The sequence below is a fragment of the Rhodanobacter sp. MP7CTX1 genome (assembly GCF_014205795.1).
GTDB lineage: Bacteria > Pseudomonadota > Gammaproteobacteria > Xanthomonadales > Rhodanobacteraceae > Rhodanobacter.
The window spans coordinates 77,417-101,686 of sequence record NZ_JACHCN010000006.1 but is presented as its reverse complement, the minus strand read 5'-3'; the positions used below and the strand labels follow the sequence as shown (position 1 = coordinate 101,686).

At 62.6% G+C, this 24,270-nt stretch carries 23 protein-coding genes; 6 read left to right on the top strand and 17 right to left on the bottom strand.

The features are described 5' to 3' along the window. Window positions 1-109: 109 nt before the first annotated feature. Entirely contained in the window at window positions 110-382 is a 273-nt protein-coding gene (locus HDE77_RS09860) for a hypothetical protein (protein WP_184417152.1), read from the top strand. Then, window positions 379-627 carry a hypothetical protein gene (locus HDE77_RS09855; protein ID WP_184417151.1) on the top strand — a complete coding sequence of 83 codons (249 nt, stop codon included), beginning with the start codon at window positions 379-381 and terminating at the stop codon, window positions 625-627. Before HDE77_RS09860 ends, HDE77_RS09855 begins: the two co-directional genes overlap by 4 nt. A 322-nt stretch (window positions 628-949) precedes the next feature. On the opposite strand, the gene cysK is transcribed toward HDE77_RS09855, so the two are convergent. After that, the gene (gene cysK, locus HDE77_RS09850; RefSeq protein ID WP_184417150.1) at window positions 950-1,891 is read right to left on the bottom strand and encodes a cysteine synthase A; all 942 of its coding nucleotides are present in this window, start codon (window positions 1,889-1,891) and stop codon (window positions 950-952) included. Between the two features lie 69 nt (window positions 1,892-1,960). Continuing rightward, on the bottom strand, window positions 1,961-3,478 hold the full coding sequence (gene cysG / locus HDE77_RS09845) for a siroheme synthase CysG (protein ID WP_184417149.1): 1,518 nt from the start codon (window positions 3,476-3,478) through the stop codon (window positions 1,961-1,963). 322 nt (window positions 3,479-3,800) lie between these two features. Between cysG and HDE77_RS09840 the strand changes: the two genes are divergently transcribed. Beyond that, on the top strand, window positions 3,801-4,793 hold the full coding sequence (locus HDE77_RS09840) for a LysR substrate-binding domain-containing protein (protein ID WP_184417148.1): 993 nt from the start codon (window positions 3,801-3,803) through the stop codon (window positions 4,791-4,793). Between the two features lie 186 nt (window positions 4,794-4,979). On the opposite strand, the gene HDE77_RS09835 is transcribed toward HDE77_RS09840, so the two are convergent. From HDE77_RS09835 to HDE77_RS09820, 4 genes are all read right to left on the bottom strand, one after another. Next, complete coding sequence (locus tag HDE77_RS09835; RefSeq protein ID WP_184417147.1) at window positions 4,980-6,743, bottom strand: bifunctional sulfate adenylyltransferase/adenylylsulfate kinase; 1,764 nt, start codon at window positions 6,741-6,743, stop codon at window positions 4,980-4,982. A gap of 65 nt (window positions 6,744-6,808) precedes the next feature. Continuing rightward, entirely contained in the window at window positions 6,809-7,531 is a 723-nt protein-coding gene (locus HDE77_RS09830; protein WP_184417146.1) for a phosphoadenylyl-sulfate reductase, read from the bottom strand. Then, the gene (gene cysI / locus HDE77_RS09825; protein WP_184417145.1) at window positions 7,528-9,258 is read right to left on the bottom strand and encodes an assimilatory sulfite reductase (NADPH) hemoprotein subunit; all 1,731 of its coding nucleotides are present in this window, start codon (window positions 9,256-9,258) and stop codon (window positions 7,528-7,530) included. Before cysI ends, HDE77_RS09830 begins: the two co-directional genes overlap by 4 nt. 1 nt (window position 9,259) lies before the next feature. Next, window positions 9,260-11,074, bottom strand: a complete 1,815-nt coding sequence (locus tag HDE77_RS09820; protein ID WP_184417144.1) for an assimilatory sulfite reductase (NADPH) flavoprotein subunit — start codon at window positions 11,072-11,074, stop codon at window positions 9,260-9,262. A 159-nt stretch (window positions 11,075-11,233) separates the two neighbouring features. On the opposite strand from HDE77_RS09820, the gene HDE77_RS09815 reads away from it, so the two are divergent. Next, on the top strand, window positions 11,234-11,986 hold the full coding sequence (locus tag HDE77_RS09815) for a sulfite exporter TauE/SafE family protein (RefSeq protein ID WP_184417143.1): 753 nt from the start codon (window positions 11,234-11,236) through the stop codon (window positions 11,984-11,986). Window positions 11,987-12,031: 45 nt separating this feature from the next. On the opposite strand, the gene HDE77_RS09810 is transcribed toward HDE77_RS09815, so the two are convergent. From HDE77_RS09810 to HDE77_RS09795, 4 genes are read right to left on the bottom strand one after another with little or no spacing between them, the layout of a single operon-like run. Beyond that, complete coding sequence (locus HDE77_RS09810) at window positions 12,032-13,135, bottom strand: TOBE-like domain-containing protein (protein WP_184417142.1); 1,104 nt, start codon at window positions 13,133-13,135, stop codon at window positions 12,032-12,034. A 21-nt stretch (window positions 13,136-13,156) separates the two neighbouring features. Further along, window positions 13,157-14,014 carry a sulfate ABC transporter permease subunit CysW gene (gene cysW / locus HDE77_RS09805; RefSeq protein ID WP_184417141.1) on the bottom strand — a complete coding sequence of 286 codons (858 nt, stop codon included), beginning with the start codon at window positions 14,012-14,014 and terminating at the stop codon, window positions 13,157-13,159. Next, complete coding sequence (gene cysT, locus HDE77_RS09800; RefSeq protein ID WP_184417140.1) at window positions 14,011-14,835, bottom strand: sulfate ABC transporter permease subunit CysT; 825 nt, start codon at window positions 14,833-14,835, stop codon at window positions 14,011-14,013. The genes cysW and cysT overlap by 4 nt, the downstream gene beginning before the upstream one ends. Window positions 14,836-14,843: 8 nt before the next feature. Continuing rightward, entirely contained in the window at window positions 14,844-15,842 is a 999-nt protein-coding gene (locus tag HDE77_RS09795) for a sulfate ABC transporter substrate-binding protein (RefSeq protein ID WP_184417139.1), read from the bottom strand. Between the two features lie 403 nt (window positions 15,843-16,245). Here HDE77_RS09795 and HDE77_RS09790 point away from each other — a divergent pair, with 403 nt between their 5' ends. After that, on the top strand, window positions 16,246-17,454 hold the full coding sequence (locus HDE77_RS09790; RefSeq protein ID WP_184417138.1) for an alginate export family protein: 1,209 nt from the start codon (window positions 16,246-16,248) through the stop codon (window positions 17,452-17,454). A 392-nt stretch (window positions 17,455-17,846) separates the two neighbouring features. Further along, window positions 17,847-18,473: a hypothetical protein gene (locus HDE77_RS09785; RefSeq protein WP_184417137.1), complete on the top strand. Its 627-nt coding sequence runs from the start codon at window positions 17,847-17,849 to the stop codon at window positions 18,471-18,473. 113 nt (window positions 18,474-18,586) lie between these two features. Here the strand turns inward: HDE77_RS09785 and HDE77_RS09780 are convergent, their stop codons facing one another. Genes HDE77_RS09780 through phnG form a run of 7 tightly spaced genes read right to left on the bottom strand, consistent with a single transcriptional unit; the run spans window position 18,587 to window position 24,198 of the window. Beyond that, complete coding sequence (locus HDE77_RS09780) at window positions 18,587-19,729, bottom strand: alpha-D-ribose 1-methylphosphonate 5-triphosphate diphosphatase (protein WP_184417136.1); 1,143 nt, start codon at window positions 19,727-19,729, stop codon at window positions 18,587-18,589. Between the two features lie 21 nt (window positions 19,730-19,750). Then, window positions 19,751-20,473, bottom strand: a complete 723-nt coding sequence (phnL, locus tag HDE77_RS09775; RefSeq protein ID WP_184417135.1) for a phosphonate C-P lyase system protein PhnL — start codon at window positions 20,471-20,473, stop codon at window positions 19,751-19,753. Beyond that, window positions 20,470-21,240: a phosphonate C-P lyase system protein PhnK gene (phnK, locus tag HDE77_RS09770; RefSeq protein WP_184417134.1), complete on the bottom strand. Its 771-nt coding sequence runs from the start codon at window positions 21,238-21,240 to the stop codon at window positions 20,470-20,472. The genes phnL and phnK overlap by 4 nt, the downstream gene beginning before the upstream one ends. Further along, window positions 21,237-22,076, bottom strand: coding sequence for an alpha-D-ribose 1-methylphosphonate 5-phosphate C-P-lyase PhnJ (locus HDE77_RS09765; protein ID WP_184417133.1), 840 nt, complete (start codon window positions 22,074-22,076; stop codon window positions 21,237-21,239). The genes phnK and HDE77_RS09765 overlap by 4 nt, the downstream gene beginning before the upstream one ends. Beyond that, a complete protein-coding gene (locus HDE77_RS09760; protein ID WP_184417132.1) occupies window positions 22,073-23,173 on the bottom strand; it encodes a carbon-phosphorus lyase complex subunit PhnI in 1,101 nt (366 codons plus the stop codon). Before HDE77_RS09760 ends, HDE77_RS09765 begins: the two co-directional genes overlap by 4 nt. Beyond that, window positions 23,174-23,752, bottom strand: a complete 579-nt coding sequence (gene phnH / locus HDE77_RS09755) for a phosphonate C-P lyase system protein PhnH (RefSeq protein WP_184417131.1) — start codon at window positions 23,750-23,752, stop codon at window positions 23,174-23,176. Then, window positions 23,749-24,198: a phosphonate C-P lyase system protein PhnG gene (gene phnG / locus HDE77_RS09750; protein ID WP_184417130.1), complete on the bottom strand. Its 450-nt coding sequence runs from the start codon at window positions 24,196-24,198 to the stop codon at window positions 23,749-23,751. Before phnG ends, phnH begins: the two co-directional genes overlap by 4 nt. Window positions 24,199-24,270: the final 72 nt, after the last annotated feature.

Here is a 24,270-nt window from a genome sequence, read left to right as displayed (position 1 = left end):
GCAGTTTAGGAGCGGCCTATCATTTCGTACAGATATGTATGGATATTTTAGAGATATGGAATGGAAATGGTTGAATGGGCGCCGGGCCAGCTGATGGGAGCCTCCGCGCTTGGTGACAGCTGAACGCTTTCTCAAGGGTCTCGCCAGTTCGCCAGCATCCTGCGCTTCTAAAGCGGAGTTCAAGGCGGGAGGCTGGTGCGGCGCAGTCGAAACGTCCGCTCTGGCCGTGGATTCAACCATTCCGAGCGAGCCCGTTGGCAGCGAACCCAGCGGTAAGCAGATGCCAATGGACAGCAACGGAAAGTCTTTACGTTATCTATATGGCGAACAGATTTTGCCATATCGCAACTTTATGGAACGCCGCCGCACAATGGTTGCATGAAGACTTCTTCCAAACACCTGGCTCGCGAACGCCTCGTACGGAGGCTCTGTCTGATTGCAACAGGATTGCTCTTCCTGTTCTCAGTGACCGAGCTTGTTCTTGGCGCCGGCGGCAAGGTCGGCATCTGGCCCGGTCTGGCGTTGAGCTCGTTGTATCTGAGCATCTGCCTGATGCAGAGGCGGCAGTATGTGCCGTCGTCGAGATGGGCCATCAGGCCAAGACGCTATAGCCAACTTATCGACTGACATTGTGGTGCGTTGAGTTTTAGAGACTGGTGGTTGATGCGCTTCGCCGATGCACCGCATCGTATGGCGTGACTCAACTCAAAACCCGAGATGTTCAGAAGGCTTGCAGCCGGAGGCCGCAAGCCAGGTGAGCGGGCACGCCCCCGTGCTACGGCTCCGGCTGCAAACCTTCTGGACAACTTACATTGATGGCTGCTCTGGTGCGCAACTGACGCAGCCGTGATTTGAGAGAGCCACAACACGCCGGCACCTCACCCCACCTCGTCGTCCCTGCCTTCGCAGGAATGACGAGCAAAGGGCGCAATTAGCCTGACCCGCGACGCTACTCGACTTCGTCGGAACCCTCGTTGACACCCTCGAACAGGAATGTCGACAGATACCGCTCACCGGTGTCCGGCAGCATCGCCAGCAGGACCGAGCCCTTCGGTGCATCCGCGGCCACCTTCAGTGCGGCCGCCAACGTGGCGCCGGAGGAGATGCCCACGAAGATGCCTTCCTTCTGCGCCAGTTCGCGCGAGGTGTCGCGGGCGAGCACGTCGTCGATCAGGATGATCTCATCGGCGACCTTGCGGTTGAGCACGGCGGGCACGAAATCCGGGGTCCAGCCCTGGATCTTGTGCGGCTGCCACTCCTTCCCGGACAGCAGTGCTGCGCCAGCCGGTTCGGTGGCAATGATCTTCACCTCTGGCCGCGCCACCTTCAGCACTTCGCCAACGCCGGTAAGCGTGCCGCCAGTGCCCCAGCCGGTAACGAAGTAATCCAGCCGGCGACCGGCAAAATCGCGCAGGATTTCCGGTGCGGTGGTGTTGCGGTGATAGGCCGGATTGGCCGGATTCTCGAACTGGCGCGCGAGGAACCAGCCATGCTTTTCCGCCAGCTCCGCCGCTTTCTGCACCATGCCGCTGCCACGTGCCGCCGCCGGCGTCAGCAACACCTTGCCGCCGTAGGCGCGAATCAGTTTGCGCCGTTCGATCGAGAAGGTTTCGCTCATCACCGCCACGAACGGATAGCCGCGCGCCGCGCAAACCGCTGCCAGGGCGACGCCGGTATTGCCGGAGGTTGCTTCCACCACGGTCTGGCCGGGCTTGAGCGTGCCGCTCTGTTCCGCGTCGAGGATGATCGCCAGGGCGAGACGATCTTTCACCGAGCCGGCGGGGTTGAACGCCTCCACCTTCACGTAAATCTCCACGTGTTTCGGCGCGAGCCGATGGAGTTTGACGATCGGTGTATTGCCGATGGTGTCGAGGATGCTGTCGTAGATCATGGGTTACTCCATGGGGCCTAGGTGGAACAGCGCGGGACATGATGCGTCCGCGCATGTAAAAAATTTGGATCAGGCGCGATGGATTGCTACCAGGAGATCGGCGTGGGCCTGCGGTTTCGCGTGCCGCCCGGGCTCAGTTGAAAGCCGGTCAGACGAGGGTTTGAGCTGCGCTGCATCGCGGATATCGTGCACTGCCGCGCCCAGCGGGTGCTGGCCAAACCACGCCAGCGAGGTGGCCAGTGCGGCCACCTCGCCCAGGATCAGCAAGGCGGGTGAGCGCACCGCGTGGCCGGCCGCGCGTTCGGCCAACTGCGCCAGCGTGCCGGTGACCACGCGCTGCTCGGCCCGCGAGCCGTTCTCGATCAGCGCGAACGGCGTCGATGCGGCACGCCCATGCTGAATCAGCCGAGCCTGCAGCACGCCCAGCTCACCCACGCCCATGTACACCGCGAGAGTCTGTCGCTCCTGTGCAAGCGCAACCCAGTCCAGCGTGTCCAGCGACGATCGGCAGTGGGCGGTGACGAAGCGCACCGACTGCGCGTAGTCACGATGCGTCAGTGGCACACCGGCATAGGCGGCGCAGGCCACCGCAGCGGTGATGCCAGGCACCACTTCATAGGGGATGGCGTGCCCGCGCAGGAATTCCAGTTCTTCGCCGCCGCGGCCGAACACGAACGGATCGCCGCCCTTGAGGCGAACCACGCGCTTGCCGGCCCGCGCATGTTCCAGCAGCAACGAGTGGATGTCGTCCTGCGTGGTGTGGTGATTGCCGGCCTGTTTGCCGACCTCGATGCGCTCGGCATCGCGCCGCGCCAGTTCCAATACTTCGGCGCTGACCAGGCGGTCGTGCAGGATCACATCGGCCTCGTTCAACGCACGCAACGCACGCAGCGTGAGCAGGCCCGGATCGCCGGGGCCTGCGCCGACCAGGACCACCGAGCCGGACAACTCCATTGATGCCGTCGCCAAGGCATCTTCGGCCGCTGCCAGCGCCGCCCTTGGCCGACCCTGGCGCAGCAGCGTGGCTGCTTGGCCGGCAAACAGGCCCTCGTAGAAGCGTCGACGCGCGGCCATCTGCGGATGACGCAGGCGAATGCGCTTGCGCAGACGTGCCGTCAACGTAGCCAGCGCGCCGAGCGAATGATCGAGGAGCGTTTCCAGCCGTTCGCGCAGCAATCGCGCCAGCATGGGCGACTCACCGCCGCTGGAGATGGCGATGGTCAGCGGCGCTCGATCGACCACGGCCGGCACATGAAAGCTCGACAACGCAGCGTCATCCACCACGTTGACGAAGATGCGCCGCAATTCGGCGAATGCTGCAATCTGTCGATTCAGCTCGCGGTCGGAAGTGGCAGCAATCACCAGCCAGATCCGGTCGAGCCAACCGTCCTGAAATGCATCGGCGCGATAGGCGATGCGACCCTCGTTCACCCAGCGCCGCAGCTGTGGAGTCAACGCGTCGGCGTTTACCGTGATCTGCGCTTGGGCACCGAGCAGTGCGGCGATCTTGCGTTCGGCCACGGCACCGCCGCCCACCACCAGAACAGCACGGTGGGTGAGGTCGGCGAATATCGGATAGAGCTTCATGGCGTGAACCTACGGGACATACAACGAGGGGAAAGTCACGCTACGGGGCCGCTGTTACGTGCGGCAAATGATTTATACCGTCACACATATGCCGCCACGTTATGAGACTGCTCAAGGTAACAAAAACTTGACAGTTTCAACGATTGGACGTATAGACGTCTAACTATGTTCGGTAATCACCACCACGGCATGCCCCCTCGCGACGACCACATGGCCGTCCATACCAGCATGTCCTGCGCGATGCCGGTTCGTTCCATGCGATGTCCCCGTGCCCCGTTCGCGTATCAATCCATTGACCCCGACCGCTCACGAGCCATCCGCCATGACGCTTACCCAGCTGCGCTACCTCATTGCCATCGCCGACTCCGGCCTCAACATCACGCTCGCCGCCGAACGGGTGCATGCCACCCAGCCAGGTCTGAGCAAGCAGCTCCGGCAGCTTGAGGACGAGCTCGGCTTCCAGCTGTTTGTGCGCAAGGGCAAGAGCCTCGATGCGGTAACCCATGCCGGCCAGCACGTGCTCGAGCGCGCCCGCACGATCCTTGCCGAGGCGGCAAATATCCGTTCGATCGCCGCGAATCTGCGCAACGAGGCGTGCGGCGAGCTGCGCATCGCAACCACCCATACCCAGGCACGCTTTGCGCTGCCTCCGGCGATCGGCGCGCTCAATCAGCGCTATCCGCAGGTCAGCGTGCATCTGCAGCCCGGCCGCGACGCCGAAGTGCTGGCGCAGCTGGAAGCCCGTCGCGTCGATCTGGCGGTGGTCAGCAGTGCCGGCGCGCCGCCAGCCGTCGGAATCGCGCTGCCGGCCTATCGATGGCAGCGGGTGATCCTGGCGCCGCAAGGCCATCCGCTGACCAAGCGCAAAAAGCTGCCAACGCTGGACGAATTGGCCAAGCTGCCGCTGGTCAGCTACGAATCCTCACTGAAGGCCGAATCATCGCTGCGCCGCGCGTTTGACGCTGCGGGTCTACGCCCGCAGATCGCCATGACGGCCGGTGATGCCGACTTGATCAAAACCTACGTGCGCACGGGTCTGGGTATCGGTGTGCTGGCCGAGATGGCGGTGTTGCCCAGCGACACCGATTTGCAGGCACTACCGGCCGACCATTTGTTCCCGCAGTGCACGACCTGGATCGTGTTGCGTCGGGAGAGTGTGCAACGCGACTACGTGCTGGAGTTCATCAGCCAATTCGCGCCGCATCTGGACCGCCGTGACGTCGTGCGCGCACTGGCCAGCGATCCGCCGCTTACCGATTGGCCTGCCGTGCCGCATTGGCGGGAGCGACAGGCGTCGTTGCTCGACGTGGCCTGAGTGCGTAAATCTCTTGTGGGAGCGACTTCAGTCGCGATGCTTCTCCACAGCACATCAAGAGCATCGCGACTGAAGTCACTCCCACAAGGTTTCCCCGCAGGCTTCGCGCACAAGGTACGCTCCCACAAACCACGTCCCGCGCGTGACCTGCGCGGGCAAAGGGATATTTGAGCAGGCACTCGGGCATCAGCCGTCGATCAGTCCCTCGTTGCGCAACAGCGCGAGAATCTGCCGTGCGAGCACCGCGGGCTCGGCCGAGTTTCCGTCCAGGCGCAACTCCGGATTTTCCGGTACCTCGTAGGGGTCGCTGATGCCGGTGAAGTGGGTGATCTTGCCGGCGCGTGCCTGGGCATAGAGACCTTTGCGATCGCGTGCCTCGCAGACGTCCAGTGCGGTGGCGACGTGGATCTCGACGAACGTGCCGTGTGCTTCGACCAGCGCCCGGGCTTCGTTGCGGGCATCGGCAAATGGCGCGATCGGTGCGCAGATCGCGATACCGCCATGGCGCACGATCTCGCTGGCGACATAACCGATACGGGTGACGTTGGCGGCGCGATCCTCGCGTGAAAAGCCCAGTCCGCGAGACAGATGCTTGCGCACCTCGTCGCCATCGAGCACGGTGACAGGGCGGCTGGTGTGTTCCAGCAGCTGCGCAATCAACGCCTGTGCGATGGTCGACTTCCCGGCTCCGGACAGACCGGTGAAGAACAGCGCAAAGCCACGAGGCGCGTGCACCGGATGGCGGTCGCGCAGAATCTTCACCACGTCCGGGAAACTGAACCACGCAGGGATCTCGGTGCCCTCGTGCAAATGCCTGCGCAGTTCGGTGCCGGAAATGTCGCGCACCGTATCGGCATGCGTGACCTCCGTGGACGGCAGGTAAGCGTCGCGATTCGCTGCGTAGACCATTGCCGGAAACGGCACGATCTGGATGCCGAGCTCGTCCTGGTATTGCTCCAGCAGCAGTTGTGCGTCGAACGGGCCGTAGAACGGCTGGCCGCGGGAATCCTTGCCCGGGCCGGCATGGTCGCGCCCGACGATGAAATGGCTGGCTCCGTAGTTCTTGCGGATGATCGCGTGCCACAGCGCCTCACGTGGGCCGCCCATGCGCATCGCGAGCGGCAGCAACGACAGCTTCGCGCTGTCCTGCGGGTACTGCGGCAGAAGCGCGCGGTAGCAACGCACACGCGTGTAGTGATCGACGTCGCCCGGCTTGGTACGGCCTACGGATGGCTGAATCAGCAACTTCGCGCCGACCTGCTGCGCGGCGCGCAGGGTCAGCTCGCGGTGCGCGCAATGCATCGGATTGCGCGTCTGGAACGCGACGATGCGCGTCCAGCCGTTTTCGGCGAACCATGCACGAAGGCTGCGCGGCGAATCGCGCAACTCGTCAAAGTCGTAGTGCGCCGGTGGCTGAATGCCGCGCACTCGGCCACCAAGCGCCACCGGCTGCGTGTGCTCAAGCAGTTCGGCCACACCAGGATGCAGGCGGTCGGTACTGCCGAACACACGCTTCGCCTCATGCAGCCGATCCGGCCAGTAGATGTCCTGCACTTCCAGGACCGCGAGCGGCACGCCCTGACTATCGCGCAACGCGACCTCGCTGCCGGACGCGAGCTTCGCGGCGAATGCTTCGCTCACGTCCAGCGTGATCGGGATCGGCCACAGCGTGCCATCAGCGAGGCGCAGTTCTTCGACGACGCGGTCGTAGTCGTGGCGTCCGAGAAAACCCTCCAAAGGGGAGAACGCGCCGCTCAGCAACAGCTCCAGATCGCATAGCTGGCGAATATTCAGATCGACGCCCGGCAAGCTGCCACTGCGCTGCTTCAGCGCTTCGGCTTCGGCATGCGGCAGATACAGGTCTTTCAGTACCCCGCCGTGCGGGGCGATCAGCTCATTGTCCGGAACGAGTTTCCGGTTTGGAGCAGGAGCAACTGCAGCGTGACTCATGGTGTGTTTCCGATCGGGGTGAACATTAGAAAGGGCAGGCCATCGCCACGCGACGGCATGCGGGGTCACGCGATGCTGTGCAATCCGCATTCGCGCTTGAGTCCGAAGAAGCGGGTGTCTTCCGGGTCCATGCCAGGCTCCCAGCGGCGGCTCGTGTGGATATCGCCGATCGACACGTAGCCCTTTTCCCACAGCGGGTGGTAGGGCAGGCCGTGGCGCTGCAGATACATGCCCACGTCGCGGTCGCTCCAGTCGGCGAGCGGATGGAATTTCCAGCGGTCATTTCTGCATTCGACGAACGCGATGTCAGAGCGACTGCGGGACTGGCTCCGGCGCAGCCCGGCGAACCAGCCGGTGGCGCCAAGTTCGTCCAGCGCGCGCTGCATCGGCTCGACCTTGCGGATGCTGTTGTAGCGATCCAGGCCTTCGAGACCTTGTTCCCATAGCCGACCGTACCGCGCCTCCATCCAGCTGATGCCGATGCGCGGTCGATACACCTTGAGGTTCAGCGCAAAGCGTTCGGACAGTTCGTCGATAAACCGATACGTCTCCGGAAACAGATAGCCGGTATCGATCAGCACCACCGGAATGTCCGGCTGCTGCCGTGTGACGAGATGCAGTGAAACCGCGGACTGTGCGCCGAAGCTCGACGACAGCACGTGCTGACCTGGCGTGTGCTCAAGCGCCCAGGCCACCCGTTCTTCCGCGCCCAATTTTGCCAGCGCAGTGTTCAGCGCCTTGAGCGCGCGCGGGTCGTCGGTCTTTGGTGGAAGGTCCAGCGCGCTCATGCCAGCACCTGCACGGGAATCTGCCTGGAGTGATTCGGCTCGGTGCGCAACAGGTCATTGCCGAGCAAGAAATCGCCGAAGCCTTCGCCGGGCCCTCGTTCCGCCGCATAGCGTTCGAACAGTGGATCGAGTGCGGCGAGGATCGCCGCCTCGTCCACATTCTCCCGATAAATGGTGTTGAGCCGCTGCCCGCTGAAGTCAGCGCCAAGCCGCAAGTCGTAGCGCCCCGGCCCGCGACCGACCAGCGCGATCTCACCGAGGTACGGCCGTGAGCAGCCATTCGGGCAGCCGGACAGGCGCAGCAGGATCGGCGCGTCGGCGAGACCATGCCGATCGAGCAGCTGTTCGAGTTTCGGCAGCAGCCCTGGGAGATAGCGCTCGCTCTCAGCCATCGCCAGCCCGCACGTGGGCAGGGCGACGCAGGCGACGGCGTGGCGACGAATGCCACTCTGCTTGAGATAGCCGTCCAGACCGTGTTCTTGCACGATGGAATCGATGCGTTCGCGATCGGCTGCGGCAACATTGGCCACGATCACGTTTTGGTTGCAGGTCATGCGGAAGTCGCCGGTGTGCACCTGAGCCAGCTCGCGCAAACCGGTGAGCCACCGGTGGGCACCGACGTCAGCGAGGCGACCGGATTCGATGTGCAAGGTCAGGTGCCAGCATCCGTCGTGGCCTTCGACCCAACCGAAACGGTCGCCGTTGTGCTCGAAGTGATAGGCGCGTGCCGGTTCTAGCTCGAAGCCAAGACGCGACTCCAGTTCCTCCTTGAATGCCTCGAGGCCGCGGTGATCGAGGGTGTACTTCAGCCGCGCGTGCTTGCGCTCGCTGCGGTTACCCCAGTCACGCTGGACACGAACTACTGTTTCGGCAACGGCGAACAATCGCTGCGGCGTCACGAAGCCGATGACGCTGGCCAGGCGTGGATAGGTACTCGCGTCGCCCTGCGTCGCGCCCATGCCGCCGCCAATCGCCACGTTGAAACCGCGCAGCGTGCCTGCCTCGATGATCGCGATCAGGCCCAAATCCTGTGCGAACACATCGACATCGTTGAGCGGTGGAATCGCCAGGCCAATCTTGAACTTGCGGGGAAGGTAGGTGGCGCCATAAAGCGGCTCCTGTTCCGTCACGAGCGGCTTCGATTCGCCAGCCAACGCTTTGTCGTCAAGCCTGACGCCATCGAGCCAGATCTCATGGTATGCGCGCGTCTGTGGCGCCAGATCGTCGGACAGGCGCACGGCCCAGGCATAGGCCTCCGCATGCGCTTCCGATTCCATCGGATTCGAGGTGCTCACGACGTTGCGCACCACGTCGCCGCAGGCTGCGATCGTGCTGGCCAGGGCGTGGTGGATCGCGGCAATGGTGGGCTTGAGCTTGCGCTTGATGATGCCGTGCCACTGAAACGTCTGCCGCGTGGTGATGCGCAACGTGCCGTTCGCGTAGTCCCGTGCGATCTGATCAAACACCAGCCATTGCGCCGGTGTCACTACGCCACCGGGCAATCGCGCACGCAGCATGAACGCATACGCGGGCTCGAGCTTTTGCTGGCGACGCTCCTCGCGCAGGTCGCGATCATCCTGCAGGTAGCTGCCGTGAAACTTCAGCAACTTGTTGTCGTCGTCGCTGATTGCGCCGGTGACTGGATCGGCCAAGCCTTCGGCAATCGTGCCGCGCAGATAGTTGCTGCCGGCTTTGATACGTTCGAAATCGGAGAGTGCGGTTGTCATGTCAGTACACGTCGCGGGCGTAGCGGCCCTGCTGCAGGAGTTCGTTGAGCCAGGCTTTCGCGTCGTCGGGTGACTGCTTGCCGTGGATGGTGATCACTTCAATCAGGGCGGCGTGTACGTCCTTCGCCATATGCGCGGAATCGCCACAGACGTAAAGATGAGCGCCGTTTTGCAGCCAGGCGTACAGCTCGGCGCCCTGTTCGCGCAGACGGTCCTGGACATAGGTCTTGGACGATTGGTCGCGCGAAAACGCAAGGTCGAGGCGATGCAGTGCGCCTTGTTTCAATGCCTCCTGCCACTCGACCTGATAGAGGAAGTCCTGCGCAAAATGGCGATTGCCGAAGAACAGCCAGTTGCGGCCACTGGCACCACTTTCCTGCCGCTCCTGCACGAATGCGCGGAACGGTGCCACGCCGGTACCTGGTCCGATCATGATGATGTCGCGGGTACTGTCGGCCGGCAGGTGGAAGCGCTCGTTCGACTCGATGAACACCGGTACCTTGCCGTCTTCGTCGGTCGCCGCCAGGAAAGCGGATGCGGCACCAAAGTGCGGGCTGCCGTGGGCCTCGTAATCGACCACCGCCACGGTCAGGTGCACCTCGTCGCCTACCAACTGGGGACTGGACGCGATCGAATACAGGCGCGGGGTCAGGGGGCGCAAAGCAGCGACGAGTGCCTCGGGCTTCCATATTGCCGGGTAGCGGCGCAGCAGATCGATCGGCTGGTCACTGGCTAGCAGTGCCGAAAAGTCCGCCGCGTTCTCCACCTGCAGCACCCGTATCAGCTCGGCGTGTCCGCTGGTGGCAGCCAGTGTCGCGACGAAGCTGCGATTGAGTCGGGTGATCTCGCGCTCGCGAGTGAGCCATTGCGTCAGCGTTAGCGTGCGGGCTTCATGGGTCACGTCCAGCGCGCCGTCGAGTTGCAGGGCGGCCAGCCATTGCTCGACCAGCACCGACGGGTTGCTCGGCCAGATCCCCAGCGCATCACCCGGTGCGTATTGCAGCCCCGAGCCTGCGAGCGACAGCTCGACATGTCGCACGTCGCGCGCGTTGTCGCGCGCCACGATGCGCTGGTTCGCCAGCACGGTGGCCGCAAACGGCCGCTCGCGCGAGTAGGTGGACCGGTTCGACACGGCGTGCAGCGGACTGATGCGCGCAGCTGGCGCGATGCTCTTCAGCACGTCGCGGGCCTGCTCGAGCGTCTTGTCCAGCCACGGTTTGGCGACCGCTTCCACATCGACATCCGTTTCGCCGAACGGCGCGAAACGGGCGCCGCCGAGTTCGGCCAGCCGCGCGTCGAGCTGGCGACCGATCACGCAGAATTGTGGGTAGCTCGAGTCGCCAAGGCCAAGTACGGCAAACTGCAGTGACGGCAGCTTCGGCGCCCGCTTGCCAGCAATAAACTCCACGAAGCCGCGGGCATCATCCGGCGGCTCGCCTTCGCCTTGCGTGCTGATCACCACCGCGAGGTAGCGTTCCTGCGCCAGCTCGCGATGCGGATAGGCATTGGCGCGTACCAAGCGCACCGGCAGGCCCGCTGCCTCGCTACGTTCGGCCAGCTGCTCGGCGATGCGCTTCGCATTACCGGTCTGGCTGCCGTAGACAATCGTGAGGCGTTCGCCGACCGCCTTGACCGGCGATGGCACGGCTAGTGGAGCGCTACTTTGCGATGGTGCCTGTGCTGCCAGTGACGCGCTCCACGCGGCCACCCAGTAAAGCTCGGCAGGCTGCAGACCCTCGACAAGCCGGGCCAGCAAGGCGCTCTTGTCGGTATTCAACGGAGTAGGCAGAAATTCGGGAGCAACGACGGCGTTCACGTACTTGTCCTTTGGACGTCTAGACTTCTTGGCGTCTGAAATTAATCTTTACTTAACGCCATGTGAAAGGAAGTATCGGCATGTGCATATGCCAAGGCCTTATTTCCTCGGACGAGGTGGGCTGCCAATACTCGCCCCACTCCCTGCATTGCGATGGTCATGGCACCGCTTCCCGAATTCCTTACCTTTGCCGCGGTCGGCGTGTTCGCCCAACTGGTCGACGGCGCGCTCGGCATGGCTTATGGCGTGGTTTCGGCCGCCATGCTGCTGGGGCTGGGCTTGCCACCTGCGTTGGCCAGCGCCAGCGTGCATTACGCGGAAACCTTCACTTGCGGTGCGTCGGGCATCAGCCATCTGTTGGCTGGCAACGTGCGTCGACGGCTTTTCTGGAGCCTGGTGATACCTGGCGTGATCGGCGCGGTAATCGGTGCCTATGTGGTTAGCCATGTACCCGCGACGTGGATGCGGTTGGTGCTGACACCCTATTTGCTTGGCACCGGAATTTTTTTGCTGCTACGCAACTTTCGTGGCGGCGGTCGTCCCAGCAACGACGCGCCACGCAGCCCGCCGCCGCTGGGGCTGGTAGCCGGTTTCGCCGACGCCATGGGCGGCGGCGGCTGGAGCGCGCTTACCGTCACCACTCTGGTCGCTCGTGGCGCCACGCCGCGCATGGTTATCGGCACCGTGCATCTGGCAAAGTGTGTGGTCAGTGCCGCCGCCAGCGTCAGCTTCCTGCTGCATATGGGCGCACCCCACGGCACCGCGGTATTGGGCCTCATCTGCGGTGGCGTGACCGCGGCGCCACTCGGAGCGCTGTTCGCACGCAAGGTATCGCCGCGTGCAGCAACGCTGCTTGCGGCCACGGCCGTACTCGGGCTTGGTTTGAACAATGTGGTGAAGGCGTTCTACTGAGCTTCCGTTGCCTAACGTGTAGGACGAACGATCCGTCCGGTGCTTTCAAGCCTGCCAGACCCAGCGTCCCTCGGCGGATGTTTCGCCCGCTTGTTCGCTCAGGGTGAACACGATGGCGTTGCGTGGTGCGACACGTAGTTCCGCACCGCTCTGAAGTCCCAGTCGAGCCACGTCCTCGCCTGCTACATCGGCCTCCAGCGTCTGGTCAATCGAGGGAACATAGAGTTCCAGATGGGCCACGCTACCTGCCAGATAGACATGTCGAAGCCGGGCCGTCCAGCCCGGCTGGGTGTCGGTACCGCCGAGCGACAGATGTTCCGGGCGTACGTAGGCGACGACATTCGCATGGCGTCCATTCCAGGGGTGCCCTTCGAGCACCCATTCACCTGCGCTCAGTCGCTGGTTCGCGTACGTCAACGGAATCTTGTTCACTTTGCCGATGAATTCGCAGACGAAGGGTGTTGCCGGCTGCCGATAGATCACCTCGGGTGAACCGACCTGTTCAATTCGGCCGCGATTCATTACCGCGATACGGTCGGCGAGCTCCAGGGCTTCTTCCTGATCGTGCGTGACGAAGACGGTGGTGAGCTGCAGATCCTCATGCAGTTCACGCAACCAGCGACGCAGCGTGACCCTTACCTGCGCATCCAGCGCGCCAAAAGGTTCATCGAGCAAAAGCAGATCAGGCTCGACCGCCAGTGCACGCGCCAACGCCACCCGTTGGCGTTGGCCACCGGACAGCTGCGACGGGTAGCGATGACCGTGGTCGTCCAGTTGCACGCGTTTCAACAACTGCTGCACGCGTTCGGCGATCTGCGCGCGCGACGGTCGTGCTTTGCGCGATCGCACGCGCAGCCCGAAGGCCACGTTCTCCGCCACGGTGAGGTGCCGAAACAATGCGTAGTGCTGGAATACCAGCCCAACTTTGCGCTTGTGCGCTTGCGCCGCCAGAAAATCATCGCCGTCCAGCTGCACGGTTCCCGCATCCGGGTAGTCCAGCCCCGCCAGGATGCGCAGCAGCGTGGTCTTTCCCGATCCGGACGGTCCGAGCAAGGCGAGAAATTCGCCGGGCGCAATGACCAGGCTGACATCATCCAGCGCGGGATAGTCAGTGAACCGGCGGCTCAGATGGGAGAGTTCCAAAGTCATCGGTGGTCTTTATGTCCCATCTCAATGGCCGCCCGGTGCATGAGCGGCGATCTCGTCACCATATCGCCATTCCAGCAGCGCCTTGATCGACAACGTCGCCAGCGCCAGTAGTGCGAGCAACGTTGCGACGGCAAACGCGCCGACGTAGTTGTATTCGTTGTAGAGCATCTCCACCTCCAGTGGCATGGTCGTGGTGAGCCCGCGGATATGCCCGGATACGACCGACACGGCACCAAATTCGCCCATCGCGCGGGCGTTGCACAGCAGCACGCCATACAGCAGTGCCCAGCGAATATTCGGCAGGGTCACCCGGAAAAACATCTGCCATCCGCCAGCGCCCAGCACACGGGCGGCTTCTTCTTCATCGGAGCCCTGTGACTGCATCAGGGGGATCAGCTCGCGCGCGACGAATGGCAGCGTAATGAAAATCGTTGCCAGTACCAGGCCAGGTATCGCAAAAATAATCTTGACGTCGTGTAGCTCAAGCCAGCGACCGAACCAGCCTTGCGCTCCAAACAGCAGCACATAGACCAGGCCGGAGATCACCGGTGAAACTGAAAACGGCAAATCGATGAAGGCACCGAGTAGTGCTTTGCCGCGGAACTCGAAGCGGGCCATCGCCCAAGCCGCCGCCACGCCGAACACAACATTCAACGGTACGGAAATCGCTGCCACCAGCAAGGTCAGGCGGATGGCCATCAGCGCTTCGTGTTGTCCAATCGCCGATAGATAGGCACGCAGACCCTGCCTGAAAGCTTCCACAAAAACCACGGCCAGCGGCAGCGCCAAAAAAATGGTCAGGAAGGCCGTCGCCGCCAACACCAGCAGCACGTGGCCGATCCGTCGTGACCAGTGCGGTCGCCGTCTTGGTCTGTTCATTGAAGCTGCTCCGCCCAGCGACCGCTCCAGCGTTGCAGCACGGCAATCAGGATCAGCAATGCAAACGAGGCGATAAGCATGACGGTGCCCAATGCAGCAGCCCCCGCATAGTCGAACTCCTCAAGCTTCTCGACGATAAGTAGTGGTGCGATCTCCGAGCGCATGGGAATGTTGCCCGCGATGAAAATCACCGACCCGTATTCACCCACCGCCCTGGCCAGCGCCAGCGCGAAACCCGTCAGCAATGTCGGCACAAGCATCGGAAGGATGACGCGGAAAAACGTCTGTGCGTGGCTGGCGCCCAAGCTTTCAGCGGCTTCCTCCACATCGCGATCCAACGATTCGAGCACCGGTTGAAGCGTGCGTACGACAAACGGAAAGCCGACAAAGACCATCGCGAGAATTACGCCCGGCGGCGCATAGGCAATCTGGATACCGTAGTGTTTGAGCCAGTGACCCAGCCAGCCGTTGGGCGCATAGAGCGCCGTCAGCGCAATACCAGCGACGGCTGTGGGCAGCGCGAATGGCAGATCGACCAGGGCGTCGAACAGGCGGCGTCCGGGGAATCGATAACGGACCAGCACCCAGGCAACCAGCAGGCCGAAGCAGACATTGATGATGGCCGCCAGGATGGCGCCACCGAAACTCAGTTTGAGCGCCGCCAGCGTACGCGGTGAACTCAGCAGATGCAGCATGCCGCCCACACCGATGCCGGACGCCTTCCATGCCAGTGCCACCAGCGGCAGTAGCACGATCAGTCCCAGATACGTCAGCGCGTATCCGAGGCTGAGCCCAAAACCGGGCAGGATGCGTCGACGCATGATGCCCTTCAGTGCCCGGGACCGATCTGATCGAAAATGGCGCCATCGGCAAAGAACTTCGCTTGTGCCTGATGCCAGTCACCGAATACATCGTTGATGGTGAAGGTGTTCACCTTGGGAAACTGCGCGGCGAATTGGGCCGACACCGCCGACAAACGTGGTCGATAGAAATTTTTCGCTTCAATCGCCTGGGCCTGTGGCGAGTAGAGAAACTTTACGTAGGCTTCCGCGACGGCGCGTGTATCGTGCTTGTCGACATTTTTGTCGACCACGGCAACCGGTGGCTCGGCCAGAATGCTGATGGAGGGTACGACGATGTCAAACGTATCTTTGCCCAATTCACGCTGTGCCAGCAGCGCCTCGCTTTCCCACGCTACCAGCACGTCGCCGACTCCTCGCTGCGCGAAAGTGTTGGTCGCGCCGCGGGCGCCGGTATCCAGCACCGGCACGTGCTGGTAGAGCGCCTGCACGTAGGCTCTTGCTTTTGTCTCGTTGCCACCGTGCTGCTTTAGCGCATAGCCCCATGCGGCAAGGAAATTCCAGCGAGCGCCACCGGAGGTCTTCGGATTGGGAGTGATCACCTGGATATTCGGCTTGATCAGGTCGGGCCAATCCTTGATGCTTTTCGGGTTGCCTTTACGCACCAGGAAAACGATGGTGGATGTATACGGCGAAGCGTTGTCCGGCAGGCGCTTCTGCCAATCCTTGGCGATCAATCCGCGGCTGGCTACGGCGTCGATGTCATTCGCCAGCGCGAGCGTGACGACATCGGCGGGCAGCCCATCGACGACGGAGCGCGCCTGTTTGCCCGATCCACCATGCGACATGTTGATCGTCACGGCATCTCCGTGCTGCGCTTTCCACTGAGCAACAAATGCCGCGTTGATGTCGCGGTACAGCTCGCGAGTGGGATCATAAGACACGTTCAACAACGTGACGTCCTTGGCCGGCGCCGCTGCGGCGAACAATGCACTCAGCAGGCCAAGCATCAACAGGAACTTCTTCATAGCCGTCTCCCTATGCCGGATAGAACGGTCAGCCTATTCGCTACGGCGTCTGCCGCGAAATTGTCAAAATCCATTTGCTTATGTCCGTCGGACCGCGGCCTCGCAAAGGCATCACCGCTCTGCGCCGCTGGTTGTCGATTTTTCCGTCTACCTTGAATGTGGTTGCGATTGCGTCAGGGCCCGAGCGAAGACGAGGTAAAAGACACGGAGAACGTTACTCGGTCCTGTAGCCTTCCTATCTGTGGTTCATTTGGACGTCTTTACATCTCGGTGGCCAAATTCGCTTCGACCTGTTTACAGAAACATATTTGTCGGCATATCCATATGTCAACGCTTCATTTTTCCGGATCAGCGGCCCGTGCCCAAACTGGATTCACCTTAGAGCCACCCCCTGGGATTCGAAATGACTCGTTTTAAATATGGCCTGCTTGCCGTGTTGCTGCTGGCGCAGGTCGTGCACGCCGACGACAATACCTATGTCAACACGCCGTATATTGGCCTGCGTTATCGAGACAGTACGCTGCATCAGGACAATATGGCGGACACCGGGCATGCCCATACGCTACGCCTTCAACTGGGCTATCTGTGGGCTTTGACGCCGCATCTTGCCGCGTATGCGGAGGGCACCAAGGTGTCGTCGCTGTTCGGCCGGCAATATAACGACAATACCGGTCGACGCACGCCCTACCCAGCAGAACCCGATCCACCGTCGACCGAACTCAGCAGTGCCTGGTTGGGTTACGACAATGGTCAGGCCGGGATCCGCGTCGGTCGCCAGTATCTGAACATTGACGACAGGCGCTTCTTCAGCACCAATTTCTGGCGGCAGAATCCGCAATCGTTTGACGGCATCACCACATACCTGAAGCTGGGCAGCGGCACCACACTGAGCGCCGACTGGATCAACCAGGTCAACCGCACCGTGGGAGAGGACTTCTTCGACGTCAACCAGCGCCGCTGGAAGCTCGACGGAAAGTTGCTGCACCTGGATCAGGTGCTGCCGCTGGGCACGTTGACCGCGTACGGCTACTTCGTGAAAAACCTGACCATTGCGGCCGATTCCGTGCGTACCGAAGGCGCACGCTGGACCGGCAGTGCGTCTTTGCTGGGCGATCAGACCAAGTTGGCCTGGACGTTGGAGGGGGCCCAGCAATACAACTACGCCAACAATCCGCAGCGCTTCAGTCTGCCTTATCACCTGTTCGAGCTCAGCTACGGCTTGCCCTACCTGGCTGCGCGCGCGGGTCAGGAATCGCTTGGTGGCAACGGCCATACGGCGTTCAACATCGCTTACGGTTCCGGTCACAGCTTCGACGGCTGGGTCGGCGTCTTCAGCATTCCTCCGCACGGTTTGGTCGACACCTATGGCGGCTTGCACGGCGAGTTGCCGTGGCACGACCTGGCCTGGCAGCTGACCTACCACGACTTCCAGCCCGCCACCGGTCCCGGCGCGCGCTACGGTGACGAAATCGACTTCGGCGTACGCGCGAGCCTTACCGCACGCTTCAGCCTGGAACTGCAATACGGCGACTACCGCGCCGACAGCTTCACCGTCAGCCAGCGCAAGCTGTGGCTGCTGGCCGAATACCGTTACGGCAAGCAGACGATGTAACGGCAAGCCGGCCACGGATGCAGCGGCGTCTGGGAGTAGCGCGCCGCCAGCTGGGCACTGGCTGTGCCTACCTTTCTTCCATGTCCACGCGCGCCGATGGGTTGCGGAGCGGCTGCGCTTGCCTGTGGATTAACCTGGTGGCTGGCGACGCCGTAGCGAGGCTCAGCAGCTGCGTGTGGGCGATCTGGCGCATGCCATCCGCCGTGACGTCGTACGTAATTTCACTGACGTCGCGTTCAGCGATGCAGGCCGCAGCCGCATGCGAACGCGCTGATCGATTACAAAAAAGTACATTTTTCAGAAAATTCTTATAGCCCCTGTTCCCTGTGCCGGGCCAAATACGGAAGCCGCCCGGGCTCCAATTTTTATCCCACAAGGAACGTTTTATCCCTATGAAGAAGACACTTCTGGCTCTGGCGCTTGTCGCCTCCATCGCTTCGATCGCCACCCCGATCGCCGCCAACGCAACGCAGGCCAATGGCATCGGCTACACCTATGTACAGCTGGACTACGCCTACGTAGGCTCGCACTACCGCGAGAACCAGCAGGACGGCGGCATCCTGAGCGGCTCCTGGCAGTTCGCTGACAACTTCCACGTCTTTGGCAGCTACAGCGATTTCTCCGCCCAGCACTACAGCCTCAGCAACAAGCCGTGGACGCTTGGCTTCGGCTTCGCCAATGCCATCGGTTCAAAAGTCGACTGGGTCTCCCGGGTGGCCTATAGCCACGACGGCGTGCACGCCGACGTCTGCGCTGACTTCAACTGCAACACCACGTACCGCGCGCACGCCAATGCCAACACCTACTTCGTCACCACCGGCGTGATGGGTCGCGTCACCGATGATCTGACGCTCAACGCATACCTCGGTTACCACGATGGCGATCACAGTGTCCAAGGCTTCTACGCGGACTTTGGTGCGGTCTACAGCTTCAGCCCGGTCTGGGCTCTGCATGGCGGCCTGACGGTGAACAACAACAGCAGCCAGACCTACAGCGTGGGCGTGCGCGCCAGCTTCTGATTCTTGCCACTGGTTGATAAAGGAGCCCGGCGTATGCCGGGCTTTTTTCGGACAGAACTTCATTCACGCGGCGAAACTGAAGCGGATGGCGATCCGACAATGCCCAACGTTACTCAGAAAGAGCGCTCGCCGCGTACCCAGACATTGCGCACGATCGGTAAACCATCCGCAACGCGCATACGCACCACGTCTGCACGATAGCCGGGTTTGAGCTGGCCACGATCATCGAGGCCAAGCACCTTTGCAGGATTGCCTGCCACCGTGGCTATGGCGCGTGGCATGGACCAGCCAGCCTGGGTGTGCAGCATGAAGGCGCCGTGCAGCAGACTCGCCGGCACATAGTCGGAGGACAACAGGTCCAGACGATCGGCCTGGGCCAGCTCCAGTGCGGCGACATTGCCAGAGTGTGAGCCGCCGCGTACCACGTTGGGAGCGCCCATGACCGTGGCCAGTCCATGCTTCCGCGCCGCCTCCGCGGCTTCGTGGGTGGTGGGAAATTCGGAGATGGTCACGCCGATGCGATGCGCATACTCCACCTGCTGGGCATCGGTATCGTCATGGCTGGCCAGCACGATTTCCTTGCCCAGCGCCATCGATAGCACCGCGCTCTCATGATGCTTGCTGTAGGTGGCCTGCTGATCAATCCGGCGGCTCACCATGTCGGCGAACTCGTCTTCTGTCCAGCTCATGTGGTTCTTGCTGTAGTACTTGCGGTACTGCTGGATGTCGCGGTACTGGCGCTGACCGGGTGTGTGATCCATCAACGACAGCAGGCGCACGCTGCTGTGGTTCATCAGTGGTTCCAGGGCCTCGAGCAGGCGCGGATAGGCCAGCTCGCAGCGCAGGTGGATCCAGTGATCGGCGCGCAGCGCGCCGCTGGCCTGGCCGGCGAGGATGGCATCGTATGTCCCTTGCAGGGTCTCGATGCGCACGCTTTCCTCTTCCAGGTCACCCACCGACAACGCGTCGAAGACGGTGGTGATGCCGGCGGCTACGACTTGCGCGTCATGGGTGAGCACGGCCGGGAGCGCCGGCCAGAGCACCCCGGCGCGTGGCATCAGGTGCTTTTCCAGGTTGTCGGTATGCAGTTCGATCAGGCCGGGGATCACGTAGTCGCCATCACAATCGATGGCGCCGGGCGCTTGAGTCAGTCCTTCGTCCACGAGTCGGATGAAGCCGTTTCGGGCAATCAAGGTGCCGTGTATGACGCGATCGTCGAGTACGATGCGGGCGTTGGTCAGAACGAAGTCATTCATAGGGGAGCCGATGAGTTGAGATTAGGTGATCTGGAAGGGGCGCATCGGAAACAGACGGGTGGCGACGCGGTCGCGCATGTCCTCGTCGTGGAAGATGCCGAGCACAGCGGAGCCGGCCGCGCGTGCTTCTTCCAGCAGTTCGGCGACAACGACGCGGTTGTCGGCATCGAGCGAGGCGGTCGGCTCGTCCAACAACAGCAAGGGCCGCGACACGATCAAGCCGCGGGCGATGTTCACGCGCTGCTGTTCGCCGCCGGAGAATGTGCCCGGCGGCAGTAGCCAAAGTCGCTCGGGGACATTCAGACGATGCAGCAGGGTACCGGCGCGCTGCCGCGCTTCCTGCGTGGACAAGCCCGTTTCGAGCAGCGGTTCGGCAACGATGTCCAGCGCCGGCACGCGCGGAATCACCCGCAGGAACTGGCTGACATAGCCCAGCGTGCGCCGCCGCACCTCGAGCACCTGATGCGGCGTGGCCTCGGCCAGGTCGAGCCAGTCGCCATCGTGGCGCACGCGGACCACGCCACGGCTGGGTCGGTAGTTTGCGTAGATCACCCGCAGCAGGCTGCTCTTGCCCACGCCGGAGGGGCCGGACAGCACCACGCATTCGCCAGCGTGGAGAGTCAGCTCCACTTCGTCGAGGACATCGAGACGGGCACCGTGCTGGTGATGCAGTTCAAACGATTTCCCGAGGCCGCGAAGTTGGAGCATCGCTGACGTTGAGGGTGCAGAGGTGGAAGCGGTCATGTGGTCAGCACCGAGGAAACGAGCAATTGGGTGTAGGGGTGCTGCGGGTCGTCGAGAATCTGATCGGTGAGCCCGGTTTCGACGACGCGACCGCCCTGCATCACCATCGTACGCGCGGCCAGCAGGCGTGCAACGGCGAGATCGTGGGTGACCATCACCGCGGCCAGCCCGAGTTCATTCACCAGCCGGCGCAGCAGGTCGAGAATGCGCGCCTGCACCGATACATCGAGGCCGGCCGTCGGCTCGTCCATGAACACCAGTCTGGGCTGGGTGACCAGCGTGCGGGCGATCTGCAGGCGCTGTTGCATGCCGCCAGAGAAGGCCGTCGGCGGATCGTCGATTCGCGATGGATCGATCTCGACCCGTTCCAGCCAACCCCTGGCGATTTCGCGCAGCTGGCCATAATTGCGCATGCCCAGCGCCATCAAGCGTTCGGCCACGTTGGCACCCGCACTGACGTTGAGGCGCAATCCGTCGCGAGGGTTCTGCGTAACGAAACCCCATTCCTCGCGAGCCAGGCGACGACGGTCGGCCTCGCTCAGCTCATCCAGATCCAGCCAGGCGCCATCGCGCTGGTGGTAGCGCACCGAACCCGAACTTGCAGTGAGTTGTGCCGCCGCAGTTTTCAGCAGGGTCGATTTACCCGAGCCTGATTCGCCGACGATGCACAGCAGTTCGCCCGGATGCAGATCGAAGCTCACGTCCTGACAGCCGATGCGTTGGCCGTAGTTGTGGCTCAGTCCGCGCACTTGCAGCAGGGCGCTCATGCGGCTTGCTCCGCGCGGCGCTGGCCGCAGTAGTCGGTATCGGAGCACACGAACATGCGTGAGCCAAGATCGTCCACGACGACTTCGTCCAGATAGCTTTCATCCGCGCCACACAGTTCGCACTGGTGTTCCCAGCGCTGGATCTCGAAGGGGTGATCCTCGAAGGCGAGGCTTTCGACCCGCGTGTAGGGAGGAATCGCGTACAACCGCTTCTCACGACCTGCACCGAACAGCATCAGCGCCGGCGAATGATCCAGTTTGGGATTGTCGAATTTCGGTATCGGTGACGGCGAGGTAAGAAAGCGGCCGTCGACCAGCACCGGGTAGTCGTAACTGGTGGCGATGTGCCCGTACTGGGCGATGTCTTCATACAGCTTCACGTGCATCAATCCGTAGTCGGCCAGCGCGTGCAGGGTGCGGGTTTCCGCCTCGCGTGGCTCGAGCGTGCGCAGAGGTTCCGGCTCGGGTACCTGAAACACCAGGATCTGATCTTCCCGCAGTGGTGTTTCAGGAATGCGATGGCGAGTCTGGATCACGCTTGCTTCAATCGTACGTTCGGTCGTCGCCACTCCGGCTACGCGGGCGAAAAAGCGGCGGATATTCACCGCGTTGGTCGTGTCGTCGGCGCCCTGGTCGATCACTTTCAGCACATCATCCGGCCCCAGCAGCGCAGCGGTGAGCTGGATACCGCCGGTACCCCAGCCATACGGCAGTGGCATCTCACGACTACCGAACGGCACCTGGTAGCCGGGAATCGCCACCGCCTTGAGCAGGGCGCGGCGCAACATGCGCTTGGTGTTCTCGTCGAGGAACGCGAAGTTGTAGTTCGACGTCATGACGAGGTCTCCTGCGTGGTGACTTCCTCGTCCCTGGCACGCTGCGCATGCTGCGCACTCAACGTGCGCAGCAGCGACAGTTCCGCCTGGAAGTCCACGTAATGTGGCAATTTCAGGTGCTGCACAAAGCCGGAGGCTTCCACGCTGTCCGAATGCGACAAAACGAACTCATGGTTTTGTGCCGGCGCATACGACGGTTCGCCGAGTTCGTCGCAACGAAGCGTGCGGTCGACCAGCGCCATCGACATCGCCTTTCGCTCGCCTTCGCCCATGCACAGGCCATAGCCGCGCGTGAACTGTGGGGGCAGGCCGTTGCCACCATGGAACTGGTTGATCATCTGGCACTCGGTCAAAGTGATCGAGCCGATCTCGATGGTGAAGCCAAGCTCCTCCGGGCAGATCAGCACATCGACTTCGCCCATACGGATTTCGCCCGCGAAGGGATGGGTTTCGGCATAGCCACGCTGGGTGGAATAGGCCATCCCAAGCAGGAAGCCCTCATCACCGCGCGCAAGGTTTTGCAGGCGGGTGGCGCGATCGGCCGGAAACATCAACGGCTCACGGGTAAGGTCGGCAGGTTCGGGGTCGGTGCCGGCATCGATGCGCTCGATCAAGGCTTCGGCATCCAGCAGGTCGAGCACGCGGGGCATTGCATCCGGCAGCGGCTCCGCTGCCTCTACCGGCTCACTCGTCGCAGCGGATTCAAACTCAAGCAAGCGCTGGGTGTAGTCGTAGGTTGGGCCAAGCACCTGACCGCCGGGCACATCCTTGAAGGTGCCCGAAACGCGACGATGCACGCGCATCGCATTGGTATCCAGAGGTTGGGTGTAGCCGAAGCGGCGCAGCGTGGTGCGATAGGCGCGCAGTAAAAAGATCGCCTCCAGCATGTCTCCAGCGGCCTGGCGGATCGCCATCGCCGCCAGCTCCTCGTCGTACAGAGAACCTTCCTGCATGACCCGGGCAACACCCAGGCGCAACTGCTGGCGAATCTGATCCAGCGTCAACTCGGGTGTGGCCAGATCGCCTCGACGCGCTTCGGCGAGCAGTTGCAGCGAGCGGGTAATGGCCTGCTCGCCGCCTTTGACGGCAACGTACATTCAATCCTCCAAAACGCGGGTCGTACGTGGCAGCGCGACCATGCGCTCCCCGGAAATAAAGATCAGGTCAACACCCAGCGGCAATTGCGCGCTCATCGCGGCACGCTGTTGCCAGAACTCGGCCGGCAAGCCTGCGATCGCCAGCTGTTCGACGTCGTTGATGCCGGGGCCCGCGAAGCGCCTGCCGGCGTTGCCGTCAAAGCCTTCGACCTGCACGATCAGGCTGGCCGAACGGTCCGGATAGCGCAGCTCGCCATGGGCGAACCGGGCCAGCGGCGGCATCGAGGACGGTTCGGTGATCAGCGCAAAATCAGCATCGGCTGGCTCCTGCACCAGCCGCACACCGGCGTGGAAGCGCAGGTGCGATGCCACCTCTTCGTTGGGCTGTTGCAGCCAAAGTGCCGTATCGGCGTCACACAAGGTCAGCAAGACGGCCATGGTTGCCGGCAAGATCGGGGCAGGCGCCGCGGCCGGCGTCGGCACCAGGCGCGGAACAGCGGGTCGGGCCATGGCCTGCAGCAGCTCGCGAAAGTTGCGCTGGCTATCGAATACGGGGTGGGCAAAGGCGGCAAGCATCATTCGCCCCGCACCACGGTGAAGAACTCCACCTTGCTCGCTGCCGCCTTTCGACTGGCGGTCGCGCGGCGTCCATGCAGGGACTGGCGCAAGGGCTCCAATACCTGTGCGTGCAAATGTGGGTGTTGATCGGCGTCCTGCATCAACGCATCGGCGCAAGCGGCCAGTTCGGCGTGACGAGCGTTGCTGCCGCGCACCCACGCGTGGCCGATGCGCTCGCCGATCTGCACGCTACAGCGGGTCACGCTGACCTCTCCAAGATTGAACTGCGGTCCGGTGCCGCCAATCCGGCCTCGCAACATGTAAAGGCCGGTCTGCGGCGGTCGCAGCCAGGTGGTGGCATCGGCAGGTGGCGCAAACGCTTCCATGGCCTGTGCCAGCTCGGCTGGCTCGGCTTGCGCGAGCAGTGACATCCATTGCGCACGCGCCAGGTGTGGGGGGGTGTCCATGGGGATTCCTTCGCTTGTCACAAATGTCTAGTTATCTAGACAGACCGGGTCGTACTGACCCGACGCAATGCA